The sequence below is a fragment of the Caulobacter sp. P4_E5 genome (assembly GCF_056401555.1).
Genome location: NZ_JBFUJD010000130.1, coordinates 1 through 10090, shown reverse-complemented (window position 1 = coordinate 10090; position 10090 = coordinate 1). Strand labels below are relative to the sequence as shown.

General features: G+C 67.8%; 11 protein-coding genes. 6 read left to right on the top strand and 5 right to left on the bottom strand.

The genetic code is table 11. From position 1 onward, the window contains the following. Positions 1-256, top strand: a 256-nt coding sequence (locus AC1DSO_RS23995; protein WP_477071200.1) for a hypothetical protein, incomplete at its 5' end; no start/stop codon positions are given. A gap of 216 nt (positions 257-472) precedes the next feature. Here AC1DSO_RS23995 and AC1DSO_RS23990 read toward each other — a convergent pair. From AC1DSO_RS23990 to AC1DSO_RS23975, 4 genes are all read right to left on the bottom strand, one after another. Then, positions 473-1621, bottom strand: a complete 1149-nt coding sequence (locus AC1DSO_RS23990) for an acyl-CoA dehydrogenase family protein (protein WP_477071199.1) — start codon at positions 1619-1621, stop codon at positions 473-475. A 70-nt stretch (positions 1622-1691) separates the two neighbouring features. Then, positions 1692-3116, bottom strand: coding sequence for an amino acid permease (locus tag AC1DSO_RS23985; RefSeq protein WP_477071198.1), 1425 nt, complete (start codon positions 3114-3116; stop codon positions 1692-1694). 67 nt (positions 3117-3183) lie between these two features. After that, the gene (locus tag AC1DSO_RS23980; protein ID WP_477071197.1) at positions 3184-4212 is read right to left on the bottom strand and encodes a putative sulfate exporter family transporter; all 1029 of its coding nucleotides are present in this window, start codon (positions 4210-4212) and stop codon (positions 3184-3186) included. Beyond that, the gene (locus AC1DSO_RS23975) at positions 4209-4481 is read right to left on the bottom strand and encodes a DUF6356 family protein (RefSeq protein ID WP_477071201.1); all 273 of its coding nucleotides are present in this window, start codon (positions 4479-4481) and stop codon (positions 4209-4211) included. Before AC1DSO_RS23975 ends, AC1DSO_RS23980 begins: the two co-directional genes overlap by 4 nt. A 123-nt stretch (positions 4482-4604) precedes the next feature. On the opposite strand from AC1DSO_RS23975, the gene AC1DSO_RS23970 reads away from it, so the two are divergent. From AC1DSO_RS23970 to AC1DSO_RS23960, 3 genes are all read left to right on the top strand, one after another. Further along, positions 4605-5072 (top strand): Lrp/AsnC family transcriptional regulator, encoded by a 468-nt coding sequence (locus tag AC1DSO_RS23970; protein ID WP_477071196.1) that lies wholly within the window; start codon positions 4605-4607, stop codon positions 5070-5072. Between the two features lie 128 nt (positions 5073-5200). After that, positions 5201-5857, top strand: a complete 657-nt coding sequence (locus tag AC1DSO_RS23965; protein WP_477071195.1) for an exopolysaccharide biosynthesis polyprenyl glycosylphosphotransferase — start codon at positions 5201-5203, stop codon at positions 5855-5857. A 102-nt stretch (positions 5858-5959) separates the two neighbouring features. After that, a complete protein-coding gene (locus AC1DSO_RS23960; RefSeq protein WP_477071194.1) occupies positions 5960-6958 on the top strand; it encodes a cupin-like domain-containing protein in 999 nt (332 codons plus the stop codon). A 2-nt stretch (positions 6959-6960) separates the two neighbouring features. Here AC1DSO_RS23960 and AC1DSO_RS23955 read toward each other — a convergent pair whose 3' ends face one another. After that, positions 6961-7590 carry a TetR/AcrR family transcriptional regulator gene (locus tag AC1DSO_RS23955; RefSeq protein ID WP_477071193.1) on the bottom strand — a complete coding sequence of 210 codons (630 nt, stop codon included), beginning with the start codon at positions 7588-7590 and terminating at the stop codon, positions 6961-6963. 274 nt (positions 7591-7864) lie between these two features. Here AC1DSO_RS23955 and AC1DSO_RS23950 point away from each other — a divergent pair, with 274 nt between their 5' ends. Next, the gene (locus AC1DSO_RS23950; RefSeq protein WP_477071192.1) at positions 7865-8695 is read left to right on the top strand and encodes a UDP-2,3-diacylglucosamine diphosphatase; all 831 of its coding nucleotides are present in this window, start codon (positions 7865-7867) and stop codon (positions 8693-8695) included. Next, a complete protein-coding gene (locus AC1DSO_RS23945; RefSeq protein WP_477071191.1) occupies positions 8695-9786 on the top strand; it encodes a glycosyltransferase family 4 protein in 1092 nt (363 codons plus the stop codon). Before AC1DSO_RS23950 ends, AC1DSO_RS23945 begins: the two co-directional genes overlap by 1 nt. Positions 9787-10090 lie beyond the last annotated feature (304 nt).

Genomic DNA, 10090 nt, shown 5'->3' with positions numbered 1-10090 from the left:
GGCCGCGTCGGCCGCCGGCGGTTTCGAAGACCAAATGGGCCGTTGCCTGCAGCAGTACGCGAACACCCGCGACGCCGCTCAGGTGATGCTGGAGTGCAGCGCCGCTGACGGCAAGCTGTCCGACTGCAAGGTCGTCGACAACAGCGCCGCCGGTAAGGGCTTCGACAAGGCCGCCATGTGCATCGCCGAAAAGCTCCCGATGGGCGCCAAGACCGGCACCGTGAAGGTCCCCTTCCGCTTCCCGGGCGGCGCGTAAGTCTTACGCGTCGACACCGTTTAGGGGGAAACAATACGCCCTCGCCGGCTTAACCGGCGAGGGCGTCTGCTTGTGGGCTGCCCAAGTCTTCGTAGGCGCCCTTTTTACCTGAATAGTCTTGCCTAGCCGCCGCGCTTGAGAGTCTCGCGGGCGATGACCAGTTGCTGAATCTGGCTGGCGCCTTCGTAGATGCGGAAGATCCGCGCGTCGCGGAGCTCAACCGCCGCGCTTGAGAGTCTCGCGGGCGATGACCAGTTGCTGAATCTGGCTGGTGCCTTCGTAGATGCGGAAGATCCGCACGTCGCGATACAGACGCTCGATGCCATAGTCGGCGACATAGCCGGCCCCGCCGAACACCTGCACGGCCCGGTCGGCGACCCGGCCCACCATCTCCGACGCGAACAGCTTCGAAGCCGCCGCCTCCAGGGTGACATTGTCGCCCGCATCGCGCTTTCTAGCGGTGTCCAGCACCAGTGCCTTGGCGGCCAGGGCTTCGGTCTTGCTGTCGGCGATCATCGCTTGGATCAGCTGGAAGCTGGCGATCGGCTGGCCGAACTGCTTGCGCTCCGAGGCATAGGCCACGCAGTCGGTGATCAGACGCTCGGCCACGCCCACGCAGACGGCGGAGATATGCAGGCGGCCGCGGTCCAGCACCTGCATGGCGACCTTGAAGCCCTCCCCCTCCGCGCCCAGCCGGTTCTCGACCGGCACCCGGACATTATCGAAGGTGACGTCGTGGATGTGGGCGCCCTGCTGGCCCATCTTCTTTTCGGGCTTGCTGACCGAGAGACCCGGCAGGTCGCGCGGCACTAGGAACGCCGAGACGCCGGAACCGCCCTTTGTGTCGGGATCGGTGCGGGCCATTACCGTGAACAGCGACGCCTTGCCGGCGTTGGTGATGAAGCGCTTGTCGCCGTTCAGCACATAATGATCGCCGTCGAGCGTGGCGCGGGTCTGGACCGCGGCGCTGTCCGAGCCGGCCTCGGGCTCGGTCAAGGCGAACGAGGTGATGATCTCGCCGGAGGCGATGCCCTCCAGCCACTTGGCCTTCTGGGCGTCGTCGCCGAACATGACCAGACCCTGGCTGCCGATACCGACATTGGTGCCGAACACCGAGCGGAAGGCCGGCGAGGCGCGGCCCAGCTCGATGGCCACCAGCGCCTCTTCCTCCATGTTGAGGCCCAGACCGCCGAACTCTTCCGGGATCGACAGGCCGAACAGGCCCAGCGCCTTCATCTCCTCGATGACGTCGGCAGGGACGGCGTCGTCCTCGGCCACCTTGGCCTCGATCGGGCGCAGGCGCTCGGCCACGAAGCGCGCGACGGTGTCGATCAGCTGCGTGCGGGTTTCCAGATCGAGGGCCATGCGCTTCCTTCCTGCTTCAAACACTTGTTTTGACGCGGACTGTAGCGATGACCCCCGAGAATGGAAGACCTTAGCTGGAAGCCTTTTCCGCCTGGGCCAGCACGCTCTTGCGCATGCCATAGGCGACATAGACCACCGCTCCGATCAGGTGAGCGATCAGGAAGTAGATCTGGGTCTTGGCCGGCAGACTGTAGAACAGATAGAGGCAGCCCAGGATGCCGGCCGGGGCGACGACCTGCCAGGCCGGCGTCGAGAACACACGTGGGCGGCTCGGCTCACGCCGGCGCAGCACGATCACCGACAGGCCCACGGCGATGAAGGCCGCCAGGGTGCCGGCGTTGGCCAGCTCGGCGATGTCCTTCAGCGACAGGAAGCCCGACAGCACCGCTGACAGGGCCCCGGTCAGCAGGGTCATCAGCACCGGCGTGCCGGTCTTGGCGTTGACCCGCGACAGAGCGCGCGGCAGCAGGCCGTCACGCGCCATGACGAAGAAGATCCGGCTCTGGCCGTACATGAAGGCTAGAATCACGGTCGGCAGGGCGACGACGGCCGCCAGCGCCACCAGCTGCGCCATCTTCGGATGGCTCAGGGTCTCCAGGATGAACACCAGCGGCGCCTCGCTCTTGGAAAACACCTCGGCGCGCGAGGCCCCGATCGAGACGGCGGCGACGATCATGTAGATGGCCGTGCAGACCGCCATCGAGCCGACAATGCCGATGGTCAGGTCGCGCTTGGGGTTCTTGGTCTCCTCGGCGGCGGTCGAAACCGCGTCGAAGCCGTAGAAGGCGAAGAAGATCAGGCTGGCGGCGGCCATGACCCCGACCTTCACACCGTCCGGACCGGCCACGGCGGCGAAGCCTTTGGGCATGAAGGGCGTGAAGTGGCTGGCGTCGAAGGCGGGGAAGCAGAGCGCCACGAAGACCGCCAGGGCGATGATCTTCACCGCCACAAGGACCATGTTGACCGTGGCGCTCTCGCGCGTGCCCAGGGCCAGCAGGCCCGCGACGGCCATCGAGATGATCACGGCCGGCAGGTTGACGACGCCGCCGGCGTGGGGGCCGGCCAGCAGGGCGTCCGGGAAGCCGGCCATCTTGAACAGGCCGTGGGCGTGGGCCGACCAGCCGACCGCGACGGCCGCGCAGACCAGGGTGTATTCCAGAATCAAGCTCCAGCCGACGAACCAGGCCACTGGCTCGCCCATGGCGGCGTAGCTGTAGGTGTAGGCGCTGCCCGCCGCCGGGATCATGGTCGACAGCTCGGCGTAGCAGAGCGCGGCGCAGGCGCAGACCGCGCCGGCGATCAGGAACGACAGGATGACGCCCGGACCAGCCAGCCCCGCCCCAACTCCGGTCAAGGTGTAGATGCCGGTGCCGACGATGGCCCCGACGCCCAGGGCCACCAGGTGCGGCCAGCTCAGGGTCTTCTTCAGCTGATGGCTGTCCGCGTGTCCCGCGGTGATGGTGTCGATGGCCTTGCGGCGCGTCCAGATACTCAAAACTGGGTCCCTCCCGACTCTTGGAGGGCAACATGGGGCGGGTTTCGTCCCCCGCCAAGCTCGTTTGTTAGAAGAAAATTGTCGTCAGGGCATAGGCCAGGATCGCGACGGCCGCCGTGACCGTTCCCAACATGACCGCCAGGCGCGGCTTGACCTCGAGCAGGGCCTTGGGACCCAGCTTGGCCGAGATGGCGCCGACGCCGGCCAGCAGCAGGAAGCTGGAGCAGGTCATCAGCACCGAGACCAGGGCCGGCGGGATCAGGTTCAGGCCGCGCGCGGCGGCCAGAGCCGCGAAGCCCAGCACGAACAGCGGCGGCGCCTTCAGGCCCGACAGAAAGCCTCGCCCCGCGCCGCCTTCGCCGCCACGGGTCAGGACGACGCCGATCAGCACCACCGCCGGGCCCAGCCAGACGATGCGGGCCAGCTTGGCCAGGGCCGCGGTGCTGGCGGTCTCGGGCGAGACCGAGGCGCCCGCGCCGGCCACCTGGGCGACATCATGGATCGACAGGCCGAAGAACACGCCGGACTGGTGGGCGGTCAGGCCCAAGGCGTGAGCCAGGGGCGGATAGGCCAGCATGGCCACAGTCGACAGCAGGTTGACCCCGACGATGACCAGGGCGGTCGTGCGTTGGTTGGCCGGGCTGGCCGGCGCGGCTTGCGACGCGGCCAGGGCGGCGGAGGCGCCGCAGATCGAGCAGGCGGCGGCGGCGATCAGAGCCTCGGCGAAGGGCAGGCCCAGGGCCACGCCGGCGGCCGCGCCAATGGCCAAGCCGCCCAGCACGACGACGCCGCTGGCCAGGATGGCCGGACCGCCCAAGGCGGCGAACTCGGCCCAGCTGATCTGGGCGCCCATCATGGCGACGCCCAGGCGCAGACCGGGCTTGGCGAAGACGTCGAGGCCAGCGCCCAGCTGGCTCTGCAGACCCAGAGCGCCCAGCATCATGCCCAGCACCACGGCGATCAGCGGCGCGGGGGCGTGTAGGCTTTGCGACAGCAGCTTGGCCAGCACCGCCAGCAGCACGCCGGCGACCAGGCCCGGACCCATGCGGCCAGCCCCCATCTTTAGCGCGTCGAGGCGGAGCGCCGCGGCGGTCATCCGCGGACGGTCTCGCCGGAAATCGGCGCCGGGCCGAAATGAGCGTCGGCGAAATGGGCGTTTGCTTGGGCGCAACGATTGGAAAGACGCTCATTCAGGCGCCGGACGGTCTGGCTGCCGGTGCGCTCGAAGGCGAAGGGCAACAGGCCATGAATCAGGCAGGCCAGGCCCGCGCCAATCAGGGTGAAGCCGAAGCTCCAGGCCACGCCCATGTGCTCGCCATAGGTCTCGCCGACGGACTTCGGGTGACGGGTGAATGACGCGAACATGAAAAGCCTCGCTGCTGTGCCGAGGCTTCCCATGATGGCGACGATTCGAAGAAAGGCATTACTGGATTGCGCGATGATCGGGGCGTAGAGAGAATTCCATTCTTCAAAGCTGGGAATCTGGAGATGATTGATCTCGATCAAGCCGATCGGCGCATCTTGGCCATTCTTCAGGAAGACGCCACGGTCGCCATCGCCGACATCGCCGAGCGCGTCGGCCTGACCCAGACGCCGTGCTGGAAACGGGTCAAGCGCCTGCAGGACGCCGGGGTGATCACCGCCCGCGTCGCCCTGCTGGACCGCGAAGCCCTGGACCTGGGGCTGACCGTGTTCGTGGCGGTCAAGACCGGCCGCCACGACGAGGACTGGCTGACCACCTTCGCCGCCGGGGCCAGGGCCTTGCCCGAGGTCGTCGAGTTCTACCGGATGAGCGGCGACGTCGATTACCTGCTGAAGGTCGTGGTCCGCGACATCGCCGCCTATGACCGCTTCTACAAGCGCCTGATCGCTACCGCCCCGCTCACCGACGTGTCGTCCAGCTTCGCGATGGAGCAGATCAAGTTCACGACGGCGCTGCCGATCTGCCCGACCTGACGCGAGCCCCCGACTCCACTGTGACGATCTTCACATACCGGCGTTACGTTTAGAGCTCTAACCGTGAGGCGGCGGAGGTTAGGTCACAACTGGCCAGCCTCCACGCGGACAGAGGACGGTGGGGACCAATGACTGGTGTCGTTTCTAGTCCGCGGGCGGATTTCGCTCGGCCGGAGCATGACCTGCTCCCGGTCGCGCGAGATCCGGCCAAGCGCTTCTTCGACGTCGCGATCGCCTTGGGCATGCTGGTCTTTTTCGGGCCCTTGCTGCTGCTGGTCGCGGCGTCGATCCGCCTCGAGTCGCCTGGCCCGGCGCTGTTCCGGCAGACGCGGGGCGGGCTGAACGGCCGCCCGTTCATGATCTACAAGTTCCGCTCGATGCGCTGCCAGGAGGACGGGACGCGGGTCGTCCAGGCGCTGCGCGACGACGATCGCGTCACCCTGGTCGGGCGCTTCATCCGCAAGACCAGCATCGACGAGCTGCCCCAGCTGCTGAACGTGCTGAAGGGCGACATGTCGCTGGTCGGGCCGCGCCCCCACGCCCAGGCCCATGACGAGCACTATGGCGCGGCGATCCCGGGCTACCCGCTGCGCTTCCGAGCCCGCCCCGGCTTGACCGGCTTGGCCCAGATCCAGGGCCTGCGCGGCGGCACGGCTGACCTCGAGGCGATGACCCAGCGGGTAAAGGCCGACATCGCCTATATCGACACCTGGTCGTTCGCCCGCGATCTTCGGATCGTGCTGCTGACCGTGCCGCACCTGCTGGTAGCCCAGAACGCCTATTGAGGAATGCACGCCGACTGAAGGCTGCTGAAGCCCGGCGCCGCCCGTGCTAACCACGGCTTGGTCCGAACCTTTCGTCGGACCCGCGAGCAGTTCAGTGACGCCATGGCCCTTGTCGAGATGAGCGCGGTCGACGCCGACCACTTCCACGGCGTGATCGTCCCGGCGGCCCAGCCGGTGGTGCTCCGAGGGCTGGTGGCCCACTGGCCCGTGGTCGAGGCCGCCCGAAAAGGCGACGAGGCCCTGTTCGACTATCTGTCCCGCTTCGACCGGCAGGAGCCGGTGGCCACCCTGATCGGCGATCCCGAGGCCGGCGGGCGGTTCTTCTACAACGACGACCTGACCGGCTTCAATTTCAGCACCGGCCGCGCCCGGCTGCGCAAGAGCTTCGACTTCCTGCTGGCCAATCGCGACGCGGCCCGGCCGGCGACCCTGGCCGCCCAGTCGATCGCCGCCGACACCCATCTGCCCGGCTTCAAGGCCGACAATCCCTCGCCGCTGCTGGACCCGGCGATCGAGCCCCGGCTGTGGCTGGGCAACCGGGCCATCGTCGCCGCGCACCAGGATCCGTACGAGAACCTGGCCTGCGTGGTGGCCGGCCGCCGGCGCTTCACCCTGTTTCCGCCCGAAAGCGTCGCCGACCTCTATATCGGCCCGTTCGAGAAGACCCCCGGCGGCCCCCCGATCAGCATGGTGTCGTTCGACGCCCCGGACCTCGAGCGCCATCCCCGCTTCGCCCAGGCCCTGGAAGTCGCCCAAGTGGTCGAGCTGGATCCCGGCGACGCGCTCTACATCCCCTATCTGTGGTGGCATCACGTCCGCTCGCTGGAGCCGGTGAACCTGCTGACCAACTATTGGTGGGCCAGCGAGGCGGGCGAGCGCGGCCAGGCCTTCGACGCCTTCCTGCACGCGGTGCTGGCCCTGCGCGCCCTGCCCGAAAGCCACAGGGCCGCCTGGCGTACGGCCTTCGACCACTATGTGTTCGGCGATCCGCGCGTCGCGACCGCGCATCTGCCGCCGAGCGCCCACGGCATGCTGGGCGACCTCAGCGACGAGGAGGCCCGGCGCATCCGCGGGGTTCTGGGCCAGAAGCTGGCGGACTGAGCCTATTCCGGCCAGAGGTCCTGGACGTCGCCCTTGCGGTTCAGCATGTGGGTGGCGCGCTTGATCAGCATCAAGAGGCGCTCTTTCCGGCCGTCCTTGTCGTAGGTCAGGGTCGTCCGAGCCAGGCCCTCCAGCATGAAGCGGGCGAGGTCGCGGCTGGCCTGGAAGCGCGGGCCGGCCCCGGCGTGCAGGATCTTCAGGAAATGGTCGCCGGCCTGGGCGCGGTCGAATTCCGCCTGGGCGGGGGCCAGCAGGGCGTGGATCGCCGGGTCCGTACGACCGGCCGCCTCCATCTCGGCGAAGGCGGTGAAGGGCACGCTGTGCAACAGGTCCCAGTAGCTGTCGATCGCATGTTCGGTGACGTCGGCGCCGGGCGGCAAGCCGTCGGCGGCGGCCCGGAACAGGGTCGAGCGCTCGGCCTGGATATGGGCCACGGCGGCCTCGACCAGGGCCTCGCGGGTCGGGAAGTGGTAGAGCATCGCCCCGCGTGTCAGTCCCGCCGCCTCGGCGATCGCCGGGTTGGTGGCCGCGTGATAGCCGATCTCGGCGATCAGCCGCATCGCGCAGTCGAGAATCCGCGCGCGGGTCTTCTGCGACTTGGGGGTGTCCTTGGCGAGGCGGGCGGCGTCCATCGGGGTGATCTAGTGCGATGCATGTTGCACCGCAACAGCCAGTCCGGGGCCAAGCGCCAAAAGGGGTTGCTTGATGTCCAGATTTTTGACGATCTTGCCGAAACTGCGTAATTCGCGGGCTGCCGCAGGGGAAGCCTCGACTTAACGGCCGGGAAATCCGCCGCACCCGCATTTCATCAAAGCGACATGCAATCAGCTTAATCGCCAGCCGTTGGCCGCCATCGCTGCGATCAGGGGACGGAGCGATCCTGCGGCGCCACAACGGGGGTTCGCCATGAGCGCCGACGTCGCCGTCCGCCGCTACCGTTCCGTCTTCATCAGCGACCTGCACCTGGGCACGCGGGGGTGCCAGGCTGAGCTGTTGCTGGACTTCATCCGCCACATCGAGTGCGAAAAGCTCTATCTGGTCGGCGACATCATCGATGGCTGGAAGCTGCGCAGCGGTTGGTACTGGCCCCAGGCCCACAACGACGTGGTCCAGAAGATCCTGCGCATGGCCCGCAAGGGCACCGAGGTGATCTATGTCCCCGGCAACCACGATGACCGGATCCGCGACTTCTGCGGCGTCCACTTCGGCGGCGTGATCGTGGCCCGCGACGTGATCCACGAGGCCGCCGACGGCAAGCGCTACCTGGTCGTCCACGGCGACGAGTTCGACGGCGTCGTCCAGCACGCCAAGTGGCTCGCCTTCCTCGGGGATTGGTCCTATAGAACCATCCTCATGCTGAACACTCTGGTGAATCGCCTGCGGCGTCGCCTTGGGTTCGGCTATTGGAGTCTTTCGGCCTATCTGAAGGTCAAGGTGAAGAACGCGTTGCAGTTCATCGAGAACTTCGAAGCCGCGGTGGCCGACGAAGCTCGACGTCGGGGGGTGGACGGCGTGATCTGTGGTCATATCCACAAGGCCGAGATGCGCGACATCGACGGCGTCCAATATATCAACGACGGCGACTGGGTCGAAAGCTGCACGGCCCTGGCCGAGCACGCCGACGGTCGCCTCGAGATCCTCGAATGGGCCAAGCTGCGCTCGTGGTCGGTGATCGACCGCGCCAGCACGCTGGTGACCGCGATCGAAGAGCCCTTGCCGGAGCCGGCCGCCGCCTGATGCGAATTCTGCTTGCGACCGACGCCTGGGAACCTCAAGTCAACGGGGTGGTCCGCACCCTGACCCGGGTGGTCGAGGAACTGCGCGCCCTGGGCCACGAGGTCGATGTCGTCAGTCCGGAACAGTTCCCGACCTTCCCGCTGCCGACCTATCCCGAGATCAAGCTGGCCATCGGCGCCTATGAGCCGGTGCAGGAGCGCTTCAAATCGTTCGAGCCCGAGGCGATCCACATCGCCACCGAGGGTCCGATCGGCCTGGCCGCCCGCCGCATCTGCCTGGAGTGGAAGCTGCCGTTCACGACCAGCTACCACACCAAGTTCCCCGAATATGTCTCGGCCCGCCTGCCGCTGCCGCTGGCGGCCGGCTACACCTACATGCGCTGGTTCCACAAGCCGTCGGGCCGCCTGATGGTGGCCACGCCGACCATGCGCGACGAGCTGGCCAAGCACGGCTTCCGCAACCTGTCGCCCTGGTCGCGCGGTGTCGACACCGACATCTTCAAGCCCCGCGCGCCGGGCGAGCCCGACGTGTTCGAGGGCCTGCCGCGCCCGATCTTCCTCAATGTCGGCCGGGTGGCCGTCGAGAAGAACATCGAGGCCTTCGCCAGCCTCGACCTGCCGGGGACCAAGGTGGTGATCGGCGACGGTCCGCAGCGCGAGGAGCTGGCCGAGAAATATCCCGAGGTGAAGTTCCTGGGCGCCAAGTTCGGCGACGAGCTGGCCCGTCACTTCGGCGGGGCGGACGTCTTCTGCTTCCCGTCCCTGACCGACACCTTCGGCCTGGTGATCCTGGAGGCCATGGCCGCCGGCGTACCCGTGGCGGCCTTCTCGGCCCCCGGCCCGGTCGACATCATCCCCGGCTCCAACGCCGGCGTCCTGGCTCCCGGCCAGACCGACGGGTTGAAGGACGCCTGCCTGGCCTGCCTGGACCTGGACCGCGTCGTGGTCCGCAAGTTCGCCGAGAAGTTCTCGTGGCGCTCGTGCGCGGAAGAGTTCTTCCGCAACCTGCAGCCCTATCCGGAACCGGAAAAGACCCGATTCTGGCGCCGCCTGCGCCGACTGGCCCGCCTGCGGAAGAAGACCGCGGCTTAGATTCACGGTTTCAAGGCGGGTCACTGGCCCCCTCCGCGCCTGCGGCGCTCCTCCCCCGGAGGGGGAAGAAGGATCGCGTGCGCCAACCTTCCGCCCCCTCCCGGGGGCGGACGGCCGCGAAGCGGCCAGGTGGGGGCAAGTGACGTCGGCTTCACGCGGCGATCCGCTGAAGTGTGCTGGGGAGGCGACGGAGCGGCCGGGCGAACCCGGAGACCGTGATGGTTTGTATGTTTCGGCTCGCTTACCGCTCCGCCAGGCTGTTCTCTGCCGTGAGGACGGCGGGCGTGAGCGTTGTCTGCTCGGG

Excerpts from the sequence above, each read along its gene's own strand:
- AC1DSO_RS23990 (WP_477071199.1), bottom strand. The coding sequence starts at position 1,621 with ATGGCCCTCGATCTGGAAACCCGCACGCAGCTGATCGACACCGTCGCG.
- AC1DSO_RS23980 (WP_477071197.1), bottom strand. The coding sequence starts at position 4,212 with ATGACCGCCGCGGCGCTCCGCCTCGACGCGCTAAAGATGGGGGCTGGC.
- AC1DSO_RS23975 (WP_477071201.1), bottom strand. The coding sequence starts at position 4,481 with ATGTTCGCGTCATTCACCCGTCACCCGAAGTCCGTCGGCGAGACCTAT.
- AC1DSO_RS23970 (WP_477071196.1), top strand. The coding sequence starts at position 4,605 with ATGATTGATCTCGATCAAGCCGATCGGCGCATCTTGGCCATTCTTCAG.
- AC1DSO_RS23965 (WP_477071195.1), top strand. The coding sequence starts at position 5,201 with ATGACTGGTGTCGTTTCTAGTCCGCGGGCGGATTTCGCTCGGCCGGAG.
- AC1DSO_RS23960 (WP_477071194.1), top strand. The coding sequence starts at position 5,960 with ATGGCCCTTGTCGAGATGAGCGCGGTCGACGCCGACCACTTCCACGGC.
- AC1DSO_RS23955 (WP_477071193.1), bottom strand. The coding sequence starts at position 7,590 with ATGGACGCCGCCCGCCTCGCCAAGGACACCCCCAAGTCGCAGAAGACC.
- AC1DSO_RS23950 (WP_477071192.1), top strand. The coding sequence starts at position 7,865 with ATGAGCGCCGACGTCGCCGTCCGCCGCTACCGTTCCGTCTTCATCAGC.
- AC1DSO_RS23945 (WP_477071191.1), top strand. The coding sequence starts at position 8,695 with ATGCGAATTCTGCTTGCGACCGACGCCTGGGAACCTCAAGTCAACGGG.